A 20,865-nucleotide genomic window follows, 5' to 3' on the forward strand; every position below is an offset into this window, starting at 1 on the left:
AAAAAAAGCGGCTCTAAGGCCGCTTTTTTGTGTTATAAAGTCTTTATGGTTTTACTTCATAAATATTGTTCTCTTTTTTAACATCGGCCATCAGATCACTCGGATCGATAACGATCGCTTTGATTGCTTTTTTCTCCTTATTGATTGTGAAATCATAAGTTGTAAAAGCCCAATCCCATCCGTTTAATATCGTTCTTTGAATGTCGGAATAAGGGTTTTCTTTGTTCCAACGCATCAAAGTATTCGGGATATAGAAACTTTCTTTGCTTCCGTCCTGATATACAACAAGAATATCTAAAGGCATCGGCATTCTTCCGATTCTTTCTAATGTTACTTTGGTATTTTTTCCGTCTTCACTAACCGATTTGATTCCATAATCGATTGTATTCGTTGTTTTGGTCCAGTCGTTCAGGTACCAGTCTAATGAAGCACCGGAAACTCTTTCGGCTGTACGTTTAAAGTCATTTGGCGTCGGATGTGTGAATTTGTAATCGTGATAGTAACGTTTTAAGGTTTCCATCATCTTGTCCATTCCGATTACATATCCCAATTGCGTCAGGAATACTTCTCCTTTGCTATAAGCGGAAATGCTATAAATCATATTTTCGTCAAATCGATCAGCATGTGTTGATTGTGGTTGCTCATGACCGGTATTAACCATATAGAAATAGTTGTTGTATGCCGATTGGAACGGGTTTTCGTCTTCCTGTAATTTTTTGTCCATTACTTTGATCATGGCCAGGTCAGAAATAAACGAAGTAAAACCTTCATCCATCCAGAAATGCTTGCTTTCGTTGGTTGCCAAAACATGCTGGAACCAGGAATGCGCCATTTCGTGAGCCGTTACACCAATTAAACTCGGAAGACTTCTATCGCCGGTAATTAACGTACACATTGCATATTCCATACCGCCGTCACCACCTTGAATCACCGAATATTGTTTGTACGGATATTCACCAACGGATTTGTTGAAGAAATCCATTAAGTCGGCCGTTTTAGGTTGTAACTCTTTCCATTTGTCTTTGTATTTCGGGTTGTTTTTGTAGAAAAAGTGTAGTTCTACATTATTAGGTCCCGGATAAATATCGTGGATAAAGTCTTTGTCGGCTCCCCATGCAAAATCATGTACCATAGGCGCTTTAAAATGCCAGGTCAATGTTTTTGCTTTTTTAGGATACGTAACGGTAACGCCTTTATCTTCGTATCCGTGACCGATTTCATTTTTGTTTTGTAAATAACCGGTCGATCCGATTACATAGTCTTTGTCGATTGTGATTTTTACATCAAAATCACCCCAAACACCGTGGAATTCACGTCCGATATACGGATCAGCATGCCATCCTTCGAAATCGAATTCGGCAATTTTCGGATACCATTGCGTCATCGAAAGCGCAACACCTTCATCGGAATTTCTTCCGGAACGACGAATTTGTAATGGAACCTGCCCGTCAAAATCCAAAGCAAAAGTTGTGGATTGTCCCGGTAAAAGCGGTTTAGTTAAGTCAACTTCAAGAACGGTTCCTACTACACGATTGTTAGCGGCAACACCATCCTGTTTAAAATTGGAAATTTTCAGATAACCGGTTTCATTCGGCTTTAAAGTGCTGATTCTACTTTCTTTTACCGTTTTATCTCCGGTTTTAAAACTTTTAACCATTCGTTTGTCCGGATCGGAAATTGTTTTTAAACGGGCATCCATTTCACTTCCCGGCTGGAAAGCGTTAAAATACAGGTGATAAAAAACCTTGCGTAATGTGTCGGGAGAATTGTTGGTGTAAACAAGTGTTTGTTTTCCTTTGTACTGGAAGTTTTTTACATCCATGTTTACCTCCATTTTGTAATCCACGTGCTGTTGCCAATAACCCGGATCCGGATTTTTTTGAGCCCACAAACTACCAATGCTCAGTAAAGAAAGTAAGAATAACTTTTTCATTTTGTGTCGTAATTGATTTGAGATCGTTTCCGATCGGAATAATGTTAAAATGGAAGGGTTTTCCCTTCCATTTCAGTATGATTTTGAATTATTTTTTAGAAGCCATCTTTTCAGCCATGATTAATGCGTTGTATGCATTTACCATTTTTCCGGATTTAGATACTTCATTAAAAGGTCTTCTGTTGTTCGGATCACCACCTAAAATCACTTCTTGTTTTACAGTGATACCGGAATCCATAATAATCTGTTTTACCTGTGCAGCGGTTAAGCTAGGGTAGTAAGAACGGATTAAAGCAGCTACTCCGGCTACATTTGGCGATGCCATAGAAGTTCCCTGAAGATACTCATAGCTTTGGTTTGGTGTAGTTGCGTAAATTTTTTCACCCGGTGCAAATACATCCACATCTGATTTACCGTAGTTCGAGAAATCAGCTACTAATTCCGGACCGTATACATAGTTTAATGCTCCTACAGTTAAGAAGTTGTTTGCGATTTCAGGTCCCATTTTAATGTTGTCGTTCGGGAAACGATCTACACCGCCGTCAGCATTCAGGTCTAATCCTTCATTACCGGCAGCCACAACGATTAATACGTCTTTTGAAGCGGCATATTTGATTGCGTCGTATACCCATTCCGGATGTTGAGCAAAATATTTTCCGAAACTTCCGTTGATTACTTTTGCACCGTTATCAACCGCATAACGAATACCTAAAGCGATATCTTTATCGTATTCATCTCCGTCCGGAACCGCTCTTACAGCCATAATTTCAACATTGTTGCTGGCAACACCGTCACCGCCAAGTCCGTTTCCTCTGGTTTGTGCAATGATACCGGCTACGTGCGTTCCGTGTTTTGCTCCGTCTTTTACCGGTCCGATTACATTGTTATCACCGTATTTTACATCTTTGATGTCGTCCGGATTGTCTCCGACCAGTTTTCTTCCGTTGAATTCAAGATTCAAGTGGTAATTTACCTGACTGTACACCTGATCTTTAAATTCATCGATTTTTTTCAGATCATTTCCGGTTTGCGGTAATACTTGCGACATAACCATTTTGGCCTGATTTAAAGCCGGATCGGTTGTCTGGATTTTTTGAAGATCCGCAATAGTATACGTATCTTTCTTTAAATGTTTTTTAATGGTATTGCTGGCATTCAGGATAAAATCCAATTGTTGTTTTGCCTGAATTACTTCATTATATTCTTTATCGTAAGCTTCTTTTGCTTTTTTATAAGCTTCAGAACCATCGTCTCCTTTTTTAAGGATACGAGTGAATTCCATGTTTTCATGTTCTGCTTTTCCTAAGAAGTTCCATCCGTGAATATCATCGATGTATCCGTTTTTATCGTCATCGATTCCGTTACCCGGAGTTTCTTTTGTGTTTTTCCAGATTACCGGTTTTAAATCTTCGTGATCAATGTCAACTCCGGAATCTACAACCCCTACAATCACTTTCTTGCTCTTTTTGCCTTTTAGGAAATCATAAGCTCTGTCTACACTCATTCCCGGAACCGTATCTTTGATTAGATCCAGGTGACTCCAACGTTTTAAATCATTTTCAGCAAGTTTACCCACTTTAACCGGCATGTTTTCCGGAGCGACAAGAGGGGTGTAAACTGTCGTTTTTTGTGTACTGCAACTTGCTAAAGCTAACACTAGAGCAGCAGATAAATACAGAGGTTTTATTAGTTTCATATTCTTTGTTTTTTCTGATTTTATAGGTCGAAAGTATTTGTTTTTGTTACAATTATGTCTGAGATTAACACTACTTTAATATTTCATCACAATGGAATACGTCTTTTAAGCGTACTCCTTTTTCGGTATGTTCTACCGTGATGATTTGGTTGTGTGCGTCGTGTTCCAGAAATAAAAGGTAGTTTTTATCAGCGGCATTGGTCATGAATTTGGTCTTTTCATCCAATGTAAGGAGCGGACGTGTATCGTATCCCATAACATACGGAATCGGGATATGCCCGGCAGTTGCAAGAAGATCGGCACAAAAAACAAGTGTTTGTCCGTTGTATTCGATATGCGGGATCATTTGTTTTTCGGTATGACCGTCTACAAAAAGAACTCCGAAGCCTAATTCCGATTTTTCAAGAAAATCGCCTTCCGGTCGCTCGATAAATGCTAACTGACCACTTTCCTGAATCGGTAAAATGTTTTCGTTTAAAAACGAGGCTTTTTCACGGGCATTGGGTTTTGTGGCCCACTCCCAATGGTTTTCATTGGTCCAGAATTTAGCATTTTTAAAACCGACTTCATATCCGGTGCGGTCTTTATTCCAGATTACACTTCCTCCGCAATGATCAAAATGAAGATGCGTCATAAATACATCCGTGATGTCATCGCGGTGAAAACCGTATTGTGCCAGTGATTTGTCAATCGTATGATCGCCCCAAAGCGAATAATAACCGAAAAATTTATCCGATTGTTTGTTGCCCATTCCGGTATCGATCAGGATTAATCGGTTTCCGTCTTCAATAAGCAAACATCGGGCTGCAATATCGATGAGGTTGTTTTCATCGGCAGGATTGGTTTTGTTCCAGATGGTTTTCGGAACCACACCAAACATAGCGCCGCCATCCAACTTAAAGTTTCCGCTTTCTATCGGGTATAATTTCATGACATTCGTTTTAATTGGATGGTAAAGATACTTTTTAAAGCTAAAACAGAAAAAATAAATCCGAAAAGAAAGTTGCCTGCGGATCGGAATAAAATAACTTTTAAAATGTTCACGACCGAATTGCTACCTTTATGTCCCGATAAGGGCAAAACGTTTTATAAGGCTATTATGATCGGAAAGTATTGGAACAAAATTTTTAAAAAGAAAGAAACGGTAACCGTCAATGCCGATCCGGATCCGGAAACCCTTTTTGCTCAGATTGATGCCTTTTGGAAGGAAGAATATCCTAAAATGAGTTTTGATCAAAAAGTTCGGCATTGGCTTCCGATAATTCACCGCGGGATGCGTGCGCAGGGCGAAGCCTTAGGTGATCCGTATTCTGAATTCTCTCAGGAAGGTTACGAAAAATGGAAACTGCTGGAACCGGATTTTGACCGGGTTTTTGAAGCGGTAATCCCGTTACTCGGCTCTGATTTCGATCGTGACGAATACGAACGGCGAATTCAGGCTCCTTTTTTTATCCGGAACGAAATGTAAACCTGTTTTTTGTTTCGGAGTGAAAAATCAGGCAATTTAGGTGCTAATTTTTTTCCGGAAGATGATATTTATCATGTTATAGCTATTTTCTATCAAGCTATTAGTTATAAAAATGTTAGGTAGCATGGCAAACCGCAATATTTGTAATATCTTTGCAGGAAATTAGAAATAATCTGTTTAAACATTATGATAAAAGTATCTGAAACAGCAAAAAAAAGAATCGTCAATTTAATGGAAGATGATGGTTTTGACGCTGCTACCGATTATGTTCGCGTAGGCGTAAAAAGTGGCGGTTGTTCAGGCTTATCGTATGACTTAAAGTTTGATAAAAGCTTAGGAGAAGATGATAAAGTATTCGAAGACAACAATATAAAAATTGCCGTAGATAAAAAAAGCTTTTTGTATTTAGTTGGTACTACTTTGGAATATTCCGGAGGATTAAACGGTAAAGGATTTGTGTTTAATAATCCGAACGCCAACAGAACCTGCGGATGTGGTGAAAGTTTTTCACTTTAAAAGATAAGTCATTACACTTTTACCATGCATCCGAACCGCGGATTCGTGGTAAAAGTATAAGAACAAGCATATAGAAATGAGTAAGTATACTGAAGAAGAATTAAAAAAAGAACTGGAAACCAAAGAATATGAATATGGTTTCTATACCGATATCGAATCGGAAACGTTTCCTGTTGGGTTAAATGAAGACATCGTTCGGGCAATTTCTAAAAAGAAAAATGAACCGGAATGGATGACGGAATGGCGCCTGGAAGCATTTCGTGCCTGGACTGAAATGACGGAACCGGAATGGGCGAATGTTCATTATGAAAAACCGGATTTTCAGGCCATTTCCTATTATTCAGCTCCTAAGAAAAAAGATAAATACGAAAGTTTGGATGAGGTTGATCCGGAATTACTGGAAACCTTTAAAAAACTGGGAATCTCTATCGACGAGCAAAAGAAACTGGCCGGTGTTGCGGTTGATATCGTAATGGACTCGGTTTCTGTTGCCACTACATTTAAAAAGACATTGGCTGAAAAAGGAATCATTTTCTGTTCCATTTCAGAAGCGATTCAGGAACATCCGGAATTGGTTCGTCAATATATCGGTTCGGTTGTACCGCAAAAAGATAACTTTTATGCGGCATTAAACTCAGCGGTTTTCTCAGACGGATCGTTCTGTTATATCCCGAAAGGAGTACGTTGTCCGATGGAATTATCAACCTATTTCCGTATCAATCAGGCCGGAACAGGTCAGTTTGAAAGAACACTTGTTGTAGCAGACGAAGGTAGTTATGTAAGTTATCTGGAAGGATGTACAGCTCCGTCACGTGATGAAAACCAATTACACGCTGCTGTTGTGGAATTGATCGCGTTAGACAATGCTGAAATTAAATATTCAACGGTTCAAAACTGGTTCCCGGGTAATAAAGAAGGAAAAGGTGGTGTGTATAACTTCGTAACCAAACGAGGATTGTGCGAGAAAAATGCCAAAATTTCCTGGACACAAGTGGAAACCGGATCAGCGGTTACCTGGAAATACCCGTCTTGTGTATTAAAAGGTGATAACTCGGTAGGAGAATTCTACTCAATTGCCGTGACAAATAACTTCCAACAAGCCGATACCGGAACGAAAATGATCCACCTGGGGAATAATACCAGAAGTACGATTATTTCAAAAGGTATTTCAGCCGGAAAATCACAAAACAGTTACCGTGGATTGGTTCAGGTTAGCGCCAGAGCCGAAAATGCCCGTAACTTTTCACAATGTGACTCATTATTGATGGGTAACAATTGTGGTGCGCATACTTTCCCTTATATCGAATCGAAAAACAGTACGGCTAAGATTGAACACGAAGCGACAACCAGTAAAATCGGAGAAGATCAGGTATTCTACTGTAATCAGCGTGGTATTCCAACTGAAAAAGCAATTGCATTGATTGTTAACGGATTCAGTAAAGAAGTATTAAACAAACTTCCAATGGAGTTTGCGGTAGAAGCACAGAAATTATTAGAGATTTCATTAGAAGGATCGGTAGGTTAATCGACGTTCCTCAAATAAATAAAAGAAGTAACGGTAAACGTTACCAAATAAAAATTAAACATTAGAAGCGAAATGTTAGTTATCAAAAATTTACACGCTAGCGTAGAAGATAAAGAAATATTAAAAGGGATTAATCTGGAAGTAAAAGCCGGTGAAATTCACGCGATCATGGGACCGAACGGTGCCGGAAAAAGTACACTTTCGTCTGTAATTGCAGGTCGTGAAGATTATGAAGTGACCGAAGGTGAAATCCTTTTGGAAGGAGAAGAACTGATCGAGTTGGCTCCGGAAGAAAGAGCGCACAAAGGAGTATTCTTATCATTCCAGTATCCGATCGAAATCCCGGGTGTTTCTGTAACCAACTTTATGAAAACGGCAATCAATGAAACCCGTAAAGCACAAGGTTTGGAAGAAATGCCGGCGAATGAAATGCTAAAACTAATCCGTGAAAAATCGGACTTACTGGAAATCGACCGTAAATTTTTATCCCGTTCGTTAAACGAAGGATTCTCGGGTGGTGAAAAGAAAAGAAACGAAATTTTCCAAATGGCAATGCTGGAGCCGAAATTGGCTATCCTTGACGAAACGGATTCCGGTTTGGATATCGATGCTTTACGTATCGTTGCTAACGGAGTTAATAAGTTGAAAAACAAGGATAATGCAGTAATTGTGATTACGCACTATCAAAGACTTTTAGAGTATATCGTTCCGGATTTCGTTCACGTTTTACACGATGGAAAAATCGTTAAAACCGGAGGAAAAGAACTGGCTTTAGAGCTGGAAGAAAAAGGATACGATTGGATTAAAAACGAAAACTAGATTTCGGTATAACCGGTTGTTCCGGTTTTGAAACGCAGTAAACATGGATTTAAAAGAGAAACTGATATCGTCTTTTATGGCTTTTGAAGAACGAGTGGATGTGCAGGCAACCTTGCATGATATTCGTACCGAAGCCCTGAAAAATTTTGAAAATAAAGGCTTCCCGACTAAAAAAGAAGAAGCCTGGAAATATACATCGCTGAATGCGATCCTGAAAAAGGATTTCAGCGTATTTCCAAAAGAAGAAAGTGCCGTTGATTTTAAAGACGTTAAAAAATATTTCCTGAATGACCTGGATACCTACAAAGTGGTATTTATTGATGGTGTATTCAGTTCGTTTTTATCATCAACCACACACGATGGATTGGATGTTTGTTTGATGTCTTCCGCATTGACCAAACCGAAATATAAAATGATAATCGATACCTATTTTAATCAGGTAGCGGAAAAAGAAGAAAGCTTAACGTCCCTGAATACGGCATTTGCCTACGAAGGTGCGTATATTAACATACCAAAAAGTAAAGTAGCCGACAAACCGATTGAAATTATCTATTTTTCTACCGGAAATGAAGCTGCACTAATGGTTCAACCCCGAAATCTGATTATCGTTGGGGAAAACGCGCATGTGCAAATTACAGAGCGTCACCAAAGCCTTAATGAGAATCCGGTATTGATCAATTCGGTTACAGAGATCTTCGCTCATAAACGCGCTATTGTCGATTTCTATAAGATTCAGAATGATGTACAAACGGCAACGTTAATCGATAATACCTATATTTCACAAAAACAGGAAAGTATTGTTTCGGTACATACGTTTTCTTTTGGCGGTAATATCACCCGTAATAACCTGAACTTCTATCATCAGGGAGAGCGTATCGACAGTACGTTAAAAGGGATTACCATTATCGGAGATAAACAACACGTGGATCATTATACATTGGTACACCATGCACAACCGAATTGTGAAAGCCACCAGAATTACAAAGGAATTTACGGTGATAATGCAACCGGTGTATTCAACGGGAAAATTTATGTTGAGAAGGAAGCGCAGAAAACAGATGCTTTCCAGCAAAATAACAATATCCTGTTGAGTGATAAAGCGACGATTAATGCGAAACCGCAATTGGAAATCTTTGCCGATGATGTGAAGTGTTCTCACGGATGTACTATCGGACAGTTGGATGAAAACGCGATGTTCTATATGCAACAACGCGGAATTCCAAAAAAAGAAGCTAAAGCATTATTGATGTATGCTTTTACAAGCGAAGTAACATCCAGTATTAAAATACCGGAATTAAAAAATAAGATTGCCCGAATTATTGCGACTAAATTAGGCGTAAACATGGGATTTGATCTTTAATAAATATCCAATAATAGTAGTATAGAAAGCCCTGCAATTGCAGGGCTTTTTTTATTGAAAATTCGCAAAATGTAAATTTTAAGTCGTTTTATTTGAGTATGTTACGATTTTTATTGTTAATTTTAGTTGGATGAACAATGCGGTTAATGAAAATCTAATAAAAATCTAATGAGATAAATTAGCTTTTATTTGGGTGAAGGTGGAATTTTGTCACAGAATTAGGATTCGTTGTTGAAAACAAATTTCAATACTGTTTTATATGAAATTGAAACTATTACTCACTTTTGCCCTGATCTTTTTGGCAAAAGATGTTATGGTATCGCAAACGGTTTACGATATCAGGTCGGCACTTCAAACGGCTAAAGCCAATAACCGGGAACTCAAATCGGAACAGCTCACCGTACAGGTAGCACAAGCCGATGTGGTTACGGCTAAACTAAGGCCAAACCTTACATTAAACAATCAAACACTGCAATTGGCCGAATCGGCACATTATGCTCCGGATACCAAATGGAGCAATTCGCAAAACCGTCAGGTATGGTGGCAGTTAACCAAACAATTCCAGCTTCCGGGACAACGGAAAAATAAAATTGATGTGGCGAATAAAAGCGTTGCGATTTCGGAAGCAACCTACAAGGATTTCGAACGAAACCTGCTTACCGATGTAGCAATGAAATGGCTTGATGTCTGGTTGGCGCAAAAGAAATGGCAAACAGCATTGATGGCGAAAAACAACTGGGATACTTTGGTTACAATCAATAAAAACAGATTGAAAAATCAGGTTATTACCACAACGGATTTTAACCGTACGGAATTGGTGGCCAATCAATATAACTTGCTATCCCAAACGTCCAAACAGGATTATCAGAACAAGCTGAATACGTTGAAATTCGCTTTAGGCGTAGGCAATGATATTGCAATTGCAAATGATGATGCAATTGAACTGTCAACGTTACAAAACCAGGATGAATTATTGCAAAATGCTATTGAAAACAGAAGCGACATTAGCGTACTGAAAAATAGTGTTGAGATGATGAAAAGCAATATTTCGCTACAAAAAAGCCTGGCGTATCCGCAACCGGAACTGGGAGCGGTATATAATCCGCAGAACAATGTTCCTTATGTAGGACTTTATGCTACGATTGATCTGCCGTTTTTTGATAGAAACCAGGGAGAAATTAAAAAATCACAGGTTACAAAAGATAAAGCGGAACAGGAACTGGCAACATCGAAAGAGCGTATTAAAACTGAAATTTCGAATGCCTATGCAAGTTATAAACAGTTTGAGCAGAATGCTTCGAATCTTAAAAAGATGAAAGAACAGTCGTATACGATTCTGAGCAATGTTAAATATGCCTATATGCGCGGCGGAACAACTTTAATTGACTTTCTGGAAGCACAACGTACCTGGTACGACAGTCAGGAAAACTACTATGAAGCGGTTTATCAGCATAAAGAAAGTTATATCCAATTACTATACACTACAGGTTTAATAAATCAAATTGCACAATAATGAAGCGTGTTTTTTCAATTTTAGTTTTAGCTCTACTGTTTTCCTGTCACTCTAAAGAGAAAAAGAAAACAGAAGACCCGCAGCCTCCGAAAGTAGAAAACGATGGCAGCCTTATCACGTTTAAAGACAAGAGTATATTCAGTCTCTTTAAAACCGAAACAATCGGAAGCGGTTCGTTAACCGGCGATTTGATGGCGGTCGGACAAGTGGGCGCAACTGTCCTGGGATCGGACTCCGGAAGTTCCAATAATATTATTCTGTTTGAAAACCCGGAACTGGCCTCCAATTATACTGAACTGATCAAACACCAGATTAATATCAAGCAAATCAGTAACGTGAATATCAAACAGCGTCAAATCGAATTGGCCCGGGCGAAAGACTTGAACCAACACGGTGCGATGACCGGTCAGGAATTATTAAATGCCCAAACGGCTTTGTCTATGGAAATAACCAACCTGTCAAACGAAAAAGCGGCCATTATCGAACATGAAGCCATGTTGAAATCGGCAGGATTTGATCCGGATTTGCTTAGAAGAGCCTCAAAAGGAGCGGCTTATCTGGTAAGTGATATTCCGGAAAATCAGATCAGCAAACTGAAAAAAGGAGATACTTGTAGGATTCAGTTTACAGCCTATCCGAATGAAACTTTTAGCGGAAAAATAGAAGCGATAGCTGATCGTGTGGATTTTACTACCCGTATGGTGAAATTGCGTATCGGATTAAACAATGCAGATGATAAACTAAAAGTAGGAATGTATGCTAATGTTGCTTTCGGATTAAAAAGCAATAACTCAATCAGTGTTCCGAAAAATGCTATTGTAACCGTTCAGGGGAAAAATTATGTGTTTATTCAGAAAAATGATTCCCAGTTTGAACGTAAAGAAATACAAATGGGACAACAAATAGGTGATCGCATCATCATTTTCGGCGGTGTTGAAAACGGAAGTAAAGTCGTAAAAGACGGGGTAATGCAGCTTAAAGGATTGTCATTCGGATACTAAAAAATCATACAATGGTACAGGCTCAGATTTTTATAGACAAAGACGAATTAAGAGGCACACGCCCTTTGTACGAATTCATCTTATTGTTTCTGTTGGAAAAGAATATAGCAGGAGCAACAGCATTTAACGGGTTTATGGGTTTCGGAAAACACCAGAAACTGAAAAGACCCAACAGAGAATTTTCTTTTGACGAAACACCATTGGTAATTTCATTCGTTGATACCAAAGAAAATGTAGAAGAGGCCATAAAAGAATTGCGTAACGTGTACAGCGGTGGTTTAATTATCACGCACGCTGTAGAACAATGGTAAAAAATGATTAAGAATTTACTTTTATTCTCACTCAGAAACCGATGGATCGTAGTGGGAATCAGCATTGCTTTAATGCTGGTTGGATATTTTTGCTTTACGCAATTAAAAATTGAGGCGTATCCGGATATTGCCGATACTAACGTAATCGTTGTAGCACAATACAAAGGTCGTGCTGCCGAAGAAGTGGAACAACAGGTAACGGTTGCAATTGAACGGGCCTTACAAAATACACCAAACGTATTAGACAGAAGAAGCCGTACAATTTTCGGTTTGGGAATTGTACAACTAACGTTTAAAGACGGAACGGATGATTATTTCGCACGGCAACAGGTGATGGAACGATTAGCAACTGCAGATCTTCCGGATGGTGTTGAGGTGGAACTGGCACCGTTGTCTACTGCTGTAGGTGAAATCTTTCGTTATGTGGTGGAAGCACCGCCAAGTTATACACCAATCCAGATCCGGGATTTACAGGACTGGGTGATCAAACCGTATTTATTGCAAACGGACGGTATTGCGGATATTACAACTTTTGGCGGACCGTTAAAGCAATTCCATATTCAATTGTCTCCGGAAAAACTGCGAAAATACGACCTGAAGATTTCGGATATCGAAGAAAAGGTGGTGGCTAATAATATCAACTCGGGCGGAAACACAATTGAACGTGGCGGACAGGCATTTGCCGTACGCGGACTCGGAGCAATTAAGAATGAAAAAGACATTGAAAATATTGTAATAAAAACAGCTAACGGACTTCCGGTATTTATTCGGGATGTAGGTGAAGTGGAGATCATGCCGCCACCGCCAAGCGGCGTTTTAGGATATACGTTCCCGGATGAAAAAGTGGATGTACACAATGGTGTAGAGGGAATTGTATTATTACGTCGTTATGAAAATCCGAGTGAAGTGCTAAAAGCGTTAAAACAACGTATCGCTGATCTTCAGGATCACGAATTACCGGAAGGTGTAAAGATCCGTACCATGTATGATCGTAGCTTCCTGATTAATCACTCGCTTGAAACCGTAGGAAGAACCTTGTTTGAAGGGATTAGTATCGTGATCATCGTATTGATCTTTTTCCTCGGAAGCTGGCGTAGTGCATTGGTTGTAGCGCTTACAATTCCGTTTTCACTGTTATTTGCCTTTATCATTATGCGACTAACCGGTATTCCGGCCAACTTATTATCATTGGGCGCAATTGACTTTGGTATTATCGTGGATGGTGCGGTTGTAATGGCCGAACACTTGATCAGGCGCTATAAGAAAGCCTCGATTGAGGAACGGAAAGAAGGAATTGTAAAAATTACGATGCTTTCGGCTCAGGAAGTAGGACGCGAAATTTTCTTCTCGGTAGCGATTATTATCCTGGCATATATGCCGATTTTATTGATGACCCGAGTGGAAGGGAAACTGTTCTCACCAATGGCTTTAACGTTGTCGTTTGCCGTTATCGGTTCGATGTTGGCGGCCTTAACGCTTATTCCGGTATTGATTTCATTTGTATATAACAAAGTGGTTTCGAATACGGATTCCGAGGTTAAAGAACATAAAAATATTGTACTGGATTATCTGGATAAAAAATACAGTAAGTTACTTTCGGGTTTACTGGGAAGCTATAAGCGTACGGTTTATATCGGTATGGCGGTAGTTGTTGTACTGATTGCTTTCGGATCAAAACTGGGATCGGAATTTTTACCGGAACTGGATGAAGGATCGATTTTTATTCGTGGAAATTTCCCGGCGGGGATCTCGATTCAGGAAAATGCAACGTATTCGCCTAAGATTCGAAAAGTGATTGCTAAATATCCGCAAATCTCGTATATCATTACGCAGGCGGGAAGAAACGATGACGGAACCGATCCGTTCCCGGCCAACCGTAATGAGATTTTAATCGGATTAAAAGATTATAAACTGTGGAGCGATACGATTGCTAAAAAAGAACTGGTAAAATTAATTCGTACCGATCTGGAACATGCGTTGCCAAGTGTGCGTTTCTCATCCGGTCAGCCGATTATTGACCAGGTAATGGAAATTGTAACCGGTAGTGCTGCCGATCTGGCTGTGAGTATTGTGGGTGATGATTTGCAAATGATGCGATCTAAAGCGGATAGCATTGTTTCGATTGTAAACAAAATGAAAGGAAGTTCGGCGGTAAACATCGAACAGGAAGGACCACAGGAACAATTGTCAATTCATATTGACCGGGAAAAAACAGCCCGTTTCGGAATTAATGTATCGGATGTTCAGGATATTATCGAAGCCGCTATCGGAGGTAAAGCGATTACAACTTTGTATGATGGTGTAAAACGATACGATATTATGGTTCGTTATCTGCCGCAACACCGTGCGAATATTGATGAAATTAAATCTTTGTTGGTAACGTCTACCAATGGTGCGTTAATCCCGATTGAGCAATTGGCCGATGTAAGTTTTATTCAGGGACAAACCAATATTTATCACTACAATGGAAAACGTATGATTACCGTACGTACCAATATTGTAGGAAGAGACCAGGTAAGTTTTGTGAAAGAACTGGAAGCTAAAATCAATAAATCGATTCCGGTTCCGAAAGGCTATCAGATTATTTATGGCGGACAATACGAAAATCTGGAACGTGCCGGAAAACAGTTATTGTTAACGATTCCGTTGACTATCGGATTAGTGTTTATATTGTTATTCTCCTTGTATAAAAACTTTAAAGATACCTTGATTACCATGACCTGTATCCTGTTCGCATTAGGTGGTGGAATCAGTGCCTTGTTATTGCGAGGCTATTATTTCAACGTTTCAGCCGGTGTAGGATTTGTTTCGATCTTCGGTATTTCGGTAATGGCCGGTGTATTGCTCGTCTCGGCGCTCAATAGGGCCAATGTGGGAATCAGCGATGAGAGTTCAAAAGATACTGTGGAAAAAGTTTCAAAAGAACAATTACGAGCCATTTTATCCATTCTGGTATTGGCGGTATTGGGTCTGATCCCGGCTGCAACATCAACCGGAATCGGTTCCGATGTACAACGCCCGCTGGCAACAGTTATTATCGGGGGACTATTAAGTACATTAGTATTTACTCCGCTGATTATTCCGGCTTTGTACTATTGGGTACATCCGACAAAGAAAATATAATACAAATTAAAATCTGACAGATTTACTAAGGGCCGCCTGTTTTCAGGTTGGCCTTTTTGGTTTTAAAAACGGGTGCCTTAAATCTGTCTTAATTTATGCGTCATTTAAAGAAACATCCCGTAAATTTGCAGTTAATAAAAAATGGAGCGACGGGTAATAGGCCTGTCGGGAATTCCATCTGACAAAAAAAGAACAGAATCAGATGAAAAAACTAGATATTCAGGCTGTTAGAGCTGATTTTCCGATACTATCTCAAACAGTAAACGGTAAACCACTGGTCTATTTTGATAACGGAGCAACCGCTCAGAAACCGAAAGTGGTAATCGATGCCATAACAAAATATTACGAAGAAATCAACGCCAATATTCACAGAGGTGTGCATACGTTAAGTCAGTTGGCAACAGATGCTTATGAAGTGTCACGAAATACAATACAAAAACACCTGAATGCGGAGCATAACCATGAAATCATTTTTACATCCGGAACTACACACGGGATTAATCTGGTAGCTAACGGTTTTGCGTCCCTGCTAAATGAAGATGATGTTGTAATGGTTTCGGCAATTGAGCATCATAGTAATATTGTGCCATGGCAAATGTTGTGTGAGCGAACCGGAGCGAGTCTGGCTGTAATTCCGATGAATGAGAACGGAGAATTAGTGATGGCTGAATTTGACAGATTGTTGAATGATAAAGTTAAGATCATCGCTGTTAATCATATATCCAATGCATTAGGAACAATCAATCCGATCGAGACGATTATCGAAAAAGCGCATCGGGTTGGAGCGGCTGTTTTAATTGACGGTGCTCAGGCTACGCCGCATTTACGTCCGGACGTACAAAAACTGGATTGCGATTTCTACGTCTTCTCCGGACATAAAGTGTGCGGACCAACCGGTGTTGGAATTCTATACGGAAAAGAAAGCTGGTTAAATCAATTGCCACCGTATCAAGGTGGTGGTGAGATGATTAAAGAAGTAACATTTGAAAAAACAACTTACGCCGAATTACCGCATAAGTTTGAAGCCGGAACGCCTAATATTGCCGGCGGTATTGTTTTGGGTACAGCAATTGATTATCTGAATACTATCGGTTTTGATGCAATTGAAGCTTACGAACAGGAACTACTGGCATACGGAACGGAAAAATTGCTGGAAATAGAAGGCGTTAAGATATACGGTTCCGGAGCACATAAGGCGTCTTTAATCTCATTTAATATCGAAGGAATACATCCGTATGATATCGGAACGATTGTAGACAAATTGGGTATTGCGGTAAGAACAGGTCATCATTGCGCACAACCGATTATGAGCTTTTTCGATATTCCGGGAACAGTCCGGGCATCGTTCGCCTTTTACAATACGAAAGAAGAAATTGATATCTTTGTAGAAGCGGTAAAAAAAGCAAAGCAAATGTTATCCTAAAAACAAGCCTATGAGACTAGTAACCCTTTTGGCAGCGGTTATCATCACCTGTACCGGTTGTAACTGTGCGCAGAAAAAAACGACCGATGTAACGGCCACTGAAAATAAACTCACAATGGAACAGCAACAGGGAAACCCGGTTTTTGAATATGATGCCTCATCAAGAGGTTTTTATCGAAAAATCGTTTTGGAAAATAAAGAATTGCGGGTGACTAAAAGTAGAGGTGATCAGGAACTGCCAACAGTAATTAAGCTTTCGGATACGGAATGGAATGAAATCATGACTAGCTTTAAAAAGCTGGATTTAAAAACGGTATCGGAATTAAAAGCACCTACCGAAAAACGGTTTTATGACGGTGCGGCAATGGCCAATTTTACAATACGGGCAGGAAATGAAACGTATACGGTGCCAACATTTGACCACGGTTTTCCACCGGCAGCCATTGAAAAAATTGTAAATAAGCTAAACGAATTAGCAGACAAAAAATAATAAAATGACAATAAAAGCGATTCAGGAAGAGATTGTAGACGAATTCTCGATGTTTGAAGACTGGATGCAACGATACGAGTACATTATTGAACTTGGAAAAAGTTTGCCACTTATTGAAGAACAGTATAGAAAAGACGAAAATACGATAAAAGGATGTCAGTCTAAAGTATGGTTGCACGCGGAAGAAAAAGACGGAAATGTTGTTTTTACAGCCGATAGTGATGCTATTTTGACAAAAGGAATCATCGCGATTCTGATCCGTACCTTTTCAAATCAATCACCTCAGGCGATCCTGGAAGCGAATACCGATTTTGTTGATGCGATCGGATTAAAAGAACACTTGTCGCCAACACGTGCCAACGGACTGGTGTCGATGATTAAACAAATTAAAATGTATGCTTTGGCTTTTCAGTCAAAAAAATAAAGGCTATGGAAGAATTTAACGATACTATAAATCTAGGGGAAAATGTAGTAAAAGTCCTTAAAGGAATTTATGACCCTGAAATCCCGGTAGATATTTACGAACTTGGACTTATCTATGATGTAATGATTAATGAGGATAACGATGTAAAAATCCTGATGACATTAACATCGCCGAACTGCCCGGTAGCGGAAACATTACCGATGGAAGTTGAAGAAAAAATCAAGTCGATCGATGCGGTAAAAAGCTGTGAAGTGGAAATCACTTTTGATCCGCCATGGAGCAAAGACTTGATGAGTGAAGAAGCAAAACTGGAATTAGGAATGCTGTAATGGAAGAGATTGTAAACAGAGTAGCAAACAGCGCCCTTCAGGTTTTTGATCTGGAGGATTATTTCCCGGAAGGACCTCGTTTCACTATTGACGTTTCGCAATGGTTGTATGAAGGTTTCGTTTTGCGTGAAAAAGATTTTCGCGAACAACTCAAAAATTACGACTGGGAGACCTATAAAAACGGTTTTGTTGCCTTATCCTGCTCAACAGATGCGATTGTTCCGGCCTGGGCTTTTATGTTGATTACAGCCTATCTGGAGCCGGTTGCTCAAAAAGTCTTCTGGGGAACGATTCCTCAAATGGAAATCGCACTTTATCAGGAATTATTACAAAATCTGGATTATACAGCTTATCAGGACAAGCCGGTTATTATAAAAGGCTGTTCTAAAAAGCCGGTTCCTCAGGAAGTTTACGTACTGGCAACACAAAAATTAATGCCGATTGCCAAGAGTATTATGTTCGGAGAGGCTTGTTCGGCAGTTCCCGTATACAAGCGTAAGTAATATTTGTCGGTTTTTACACAGTTTTTTGTGATTTTTTTATGATTTTTTGTTACTTTGTGTGAAACAGAAAATCTTAGCTATGAGAAAAATTGCATTAACACTGCTTTGTTTTATCGGTACTATAGCCGTTCAAGCACAGGAACCTGTTCAGGATACTACCAAACACTGGACAACCAAAGGAAATATTTCATTCCTTTTTAATCAATCGGCGTTTAATAACTGGGTAGCCGGTGGTGAAAACAATATTGCCGGTAATCTGGGAGTGAACTACGATTTTAATTATAAAAAAGGGGACTGGTCCTGGGATAATAAAATTATTGCCGCTTACGGTATTGTAAGAACGAAGAATTCGGCTTTTGAGAAAAAAACGGATGATCGACTGGAACTGAACTCATTGTTAGGTAAAAAGGCATCGGGATATTGGTATTATTCTGCGTTTCTAAACTTTAAAACGCAGATGACAAAAGGATATACTTACGGTACAGATGCTGACGGTGCCGAAATTCGAAATGAGTACACGAATATTTTATCACCGGGATATCTGTCTTTTGGACCGGGTATGCTATGGAAAAAAAGCGATAACCTGAAAGTGAATCTGGCTCCGGCTACTTCGAAAATCACCATTGTAAATAAAGACTTTACATTGCCAAATCAAGCCTATTTTGGTGTTGATGAAGGAAAGAGTATGCGATATGAGCTTGGATTCAATGCGTCGGCTTATTATAAGTTTAGCCTGATGGAAAATGTATCCGTTGAAAATATATTAAATCTGTATTCGAATTATCTGGAAGATCCGCAAAATGTAGACTTAGATTATCAGTTGAATGTAGTGATGAAAATCAACAAATATTTATCAACTAATCTGGCGTTCCAGACAATTTATGACGACAATGCCTTTAAAGGATTTCAGATCCGCCAGGTATTGGGAGTAGGAATCAACTACGGATTTTAACCTGACAGGTTTTTAAAACCTGTCAGGTTAAAAAAAGGCTATCCATCATGGATAGCCTTTTTTATTCGTCGTCTTTTTCAACAGCATCCTTATAGTCCGGATACAGGAAGTTGTTGTAAGGGAAACGGGTAATATGAATAGTACGTACCGCTTCGTATACTTTTTCACGGAACTCCTCAAAATTCTCCTTATTGGTTGCCGAAATAAATAAAGCATTGTTTTCGCCTACTTTCGACATCCAGGTATTTTTCCATTCAGTCAATGTGTAATGTTTGGTCGTTTTTTCGGTGATCAGGTCATCTGCAGCAATAGTCAGGTGTTTGTAAGCATCGATTTTATTAAAGACCATAATGGTTGGTTTGTCAGAACTTTTAATATCCTGTAAAATCTGATTAACAGAAGCGATATGGTCTTCAAAATCAGGATGAGAAATGTCAACTACATGTAGTAATAAATCCGCTTCACGTACTTCGTCCAGCGTACTTTTAAACGATTCAACCAATTGAGTCGGTAACTTCCGGATAAAACCAACCGTATCCGATAATAAAAAAGGTAAATTCTTGATTACCACTTTACGAACGGTAGTGTCCAGTGTTGCAAATAGTTTATTTTCAACAAAAACATCACTTTTACCGATTGCATTCATCAAAGTTGATTTTCCTACGTTGGTGTATCCGACCAAAGCCACGCGAACCATAGCGCCGCGATTACTTCGTTGTACCGACATCTGACGGTCGATGGTTTTGATTTTTTCTTTTAATAACGCGATTCGGTCTCTAACAATACGACGGTCTGTTTCGATTTCCGTTTCTCCCGGACCACGCATACCAATACCGCCACGCTGACGTTCAAGGTGCGTCCACATACCGGAAAGTCGCGGTAATAAATATTGACACTGAGCCAGTTCTACCTGTGTACGGGCGTATGAAGTTTCGGCTCTTTGAGCAAAAATGTCAAGGATGAGGTTGGTACGGTCTAATACTTTACATTCCAGTACTCTTGAAATATTTTTTTGCTGTGCCGGAGAGAGTTCATCATCAAAAATTACAGTTTTAACATCGTTATCTTTTATGTAATAGTTGATTTCTTCCATTTTACCGGTTCCCACAAAAGTTTTGGGATTAGGCTTATCCATCTTTTGAGAAAAGCGTTTTACAACTTCACCACCAGCAGTAAAAGTCAGGAATTCCAATTCGTCCAGATACTCGTTTAGTTTTTCCTCGTTCTGGTCTTTGGTAATAATTCCGACGATTACGGTTTTTTCAAAATTGATTACTTCTTTTTCTAACATTCTTTTCTAATAAAGCACAAAAATAAGCAATTCATCATTAATGCGTATAAATATTAAAAAGTAACAAAAATACATTGCGGAATTGTGTTGTAATTTGATGCTTTATCTGAGAAAAAACAGTAGTTGCAGTAAATAAAATTATGGAGCGAAAAGTCCAAATCATGTCTTTTATTTAGACTTTAATATTT

19 protein-coding genes are annotated in these 20,865 nt (G+C 39.2%); 15 read left to right on the plus strand and 4 right to left on the minus strand.

The window, feature by feature from the left end; all coding sequences use genetic code 11:
• Window positions 1-43: 43 nt before the first annotated feature.
• From NOX80_RS03835 to NOX80_RS03845, 3 genes are all read right to left on the minus strand, one after another.
• Window positions 44-1,933, minus strand: a complete 1,890-nt coding sequence (locus NOX80_RS03835) for a M1 family metallopeptidase (RefSeq protein WP_256552004.1) — start codon at window positions 1,931-1,933, stop codon at window positions 44-46.
• An 88-nt stretch (window positions 1,934-2,021) separates the two neighbouring features.
• Complete coding sequence (locus NOX80_RS03840; RefSeq protein WP_256552005.1) at window positions 2,022-3,629, minus strand: S8 family peptidase; 1,608 nt, start codon at window positions 3,627-3,629, stop codon at window positions 2,022-2,024.
• Between the two features lie 70 nt (window positions 3,630-3,699).
• Complete coding sequence (locus NOX80_RS03845; protein WP_256552006.1) at window positions 3,700-4,560, minus strand: MBL fold metallo-hydrolase; 861 nt, start codon at window positions 4,558-4,560, stop codon at window positions 3,700-3,702.
• A gap of 18 nt (window positions 4,561-4,578) precedes the next feature.
• Here NOX80_RS03845 and NOX80_RS03850 point away from each other — a divergent pair, with 18 nt between their 5' ends.
• The 15 genes from NOX80_RS03850 to NOX80_RS03920 all read left to right on the plus strand — a co-directional run bounded on the left by NOX80_RS03850 (window position 4,579) and on the right by NOX80_RS03920 (window position 19,386).
• Window positions 4,579-5,097 carry a hypothetical protein gene (locus tag NOX80_RS03850; RefSeq protein ID WP_256552007.1) on the plus strand — a complete coding sequence of 173 codons (519 nt, stop codon included), beginning with the start codon at window positions 4,579-4,581 and terminating at the stop codon, window positions 5,095-5,097.
• A gap of 186 nt (window positions 5,098-5,283) precedes the next feature.
• Complete coding sequence (locus NOX80_RS03855) at window positions 5,284-5,613, plus strand: HesB/IscA family protein (protein WP_256552008.1); 330 nt, start codon at window positions 5,284-5,286, stop codon at window positions 5,611-5,613.
• Window positions 5,614-5,689: 76 nt separating this feature from the next.
• Window positions 5,690-7,138, plus strand: coding sequence for a Fe-S cluster assembly protein SufB (gene sufB / locus NOX80_RS03860; protein ID WP_256552009.1), 1,449 nt, complete (start codon window positions 5,690-5,692; stop codon window positions 7,136-7,138).
• A gap of 72 nt (window positions 7,139-7,210) precedes the next feature.
• A complete protein-coding gene (gene sufC / locus NOX80_RS03865) occupies window positions 7,211-7,957 on the plus strand; it encodes a Fe-S cluster assembly ATPase SufC (protein ID WP_256552010.1) in 747 nt (248 codons plus the stop codon).
• Between the two features lie 43 nt (window positions 7,958-8,000).
• Window positions 8,001-9,317 carry a Fe-S cluster assembly protein SufD gene (gene sufD, locus NOX80_RS03870; RefSeq protein ID WP_256552011.1) on the plus strand — a complete coding sequence of 439 codons (1,317 nt, stop codon included), beginning with the start codon at window positions 8,001-8,003 and terminating at the stop codon, window positions 9,315-9,317.
• Window positions 9,318-9,576: 259 nt separating this feature from the next.
• Window positions 9,577-10,830, plus strand: coding sequence for a TolC family protein (locus tag NOX80_RS03875; RefSeq protein ID WP_256552012.1), 1,254 nt, complete (start codon window positions 9,577-9,579; stop codon window positions 10,828-10,830).
• Window positions 10,830-11,831 carry an efflux RND transporter periplasmic adaptor subunit gene (locus tag NOX80_RS03880; protein ID WP_256552013.1) on the plus strand — a complete coding sequence of 334 codons (1,002 nt, stop codon included), beginning with the start codon at window positions 10,830-10,832 and terminating at the stop codon, window positions 11,829-11,831. The genes NOX80_RS03875 and NOX80_RS03880 overlap by 1 nt, the downstream gene beginning before the upstream one ends.
• Before the next feature lie 11 nt (window positions 11,832-11,842).
• Window positions 11,843-12,142, plus strand: a complete 300-nt coding sequence (locus NOX80_RS03885) for a DUF190 domain-containing protein (protein WP_136404379.1) — start codon at window positions 11,843-11,845, stop codon at window positions 12,140-12,142.
• A gap of 3 nt (window positions 12,143-12,145) precedes the next feature.
• Window positions 12,146-15,265, plus strand: a complete 3,120-nt coding sequence (locus tag NOX80_RS03890; RefSeq protein WP_256552014.1) for an efflux RND transporter permease subunit — start codon at window positions 12,146-12,148, stop codon at window positions 15,263-15,265.
• A gap of 202 nt (window positions 15,266-15,467) precedes the next feature.
• Window positions 15,468-16,688 carry an aminotransferase class V-fold PLP-dependent enzyme gene (locus NOX80_RS03895; protein ID WP_256552015.1) on the plus strand — a complete coding sequence of 407 codons (1,221 nt, stop codon included), beginning with the start codon at window positions 15,468-15,470 and terminating at the stop codon, window positions 16,686-16,688.
• 10 nt (window positions 16,689-16,698) lie between these two features.
• Window positions 16,699-17,178 carry a hypothetical protein gene (locus tag NOX80_RS03900; RefSeq protein WP_256552016.1) on the plus strand — a complete coding sequence of 160 codons (480 nt, stop codon included), beginning with the start codon at window positions 16,699-16,701 and terminating at the stop codon, window positions 17,176-17,178.
• A gap of 4 nt (window positions 17,179-17,182) precedes the next feature.
• Window positions 17,183-17,602, plus strand: a complete 420-nt coding sequence (locus NOX80_RS03905; protein ID WP_256552017.1) for a SufE family protein — start codon at window positions 17,183-17,185, stop codon at window positions 17,600-17,602.
• A 5-nt stretch (window positions 17,603-17,607) separates the two neighbouring features.
• Complete coding sequence (locus NOX80_RS03910) at window positions 17,608-17,931, plus strand: SUF system Fe-S cluster assembly protein (RefSeq protein WP_136404384.1); 324 nt, start codon at window positions 17,608-17,610, stop codon at window positions 17,929-17,931.
• On the plus strand, window positions 17,931-18,434 hold the full coding sequence (locus NOX80_RS03915) for a DUF2480 family protein (RefSeq protein WP_256552018.1): 504 nt from the start codon (window positions 17,931-17,933) through the stop codon (window positions 18,432-18,434). Before NOX80_RS03910 ends, NOX80_RS03915 begins: the two co-directional genes overlap by 1 nt.
• 79 nt (window positions 18,435-18,513) lie before the next feature.
• Window positions 18,514-19,386: a DUF3078 domain-containing protein gene (locus tag NOX80_RS03920; protein WP_256552019.1), complete on the plus strand. Its 873-nt coding sequence runs from the start codon at window positions 18,514-18,516 to the stop codon at window positions 19,384-19,386.
• A gap of 61 nt (window positions 19,387-19,447) precedes the next feature.
• Here NOX80_RS03920 and hflX read toward each other — a convergent pair whose 3' ends face one another.
• Window positions 19,448-20,677 carry a GTPase HflX gene (gene hflX, locus NOX80_RS03925; RefSeq protein ID WP_256552020.1) on the minus strand — a complete coding sequence of 410 codons (1,230 nt, stop codon included), beginning with the start codon at window positions 20,675-20,677 and terminating at the stop codon, window positions 19,448-19,450.
• Between the last annotated feature and the right edge of the window lie 188 nt (window positions 20,678-20,865).

It is taken from the genome of Flavobacterium cerinum (assembly GCF_024496085.1).
Taxonomy (GTDB): domain Bacteria; phylum Bacteroidota; class Bacteroidia; order Flavobacteriales; family Flavobacteriaceae; genus Flavobacterium; species Flavobacterium cerinum_A.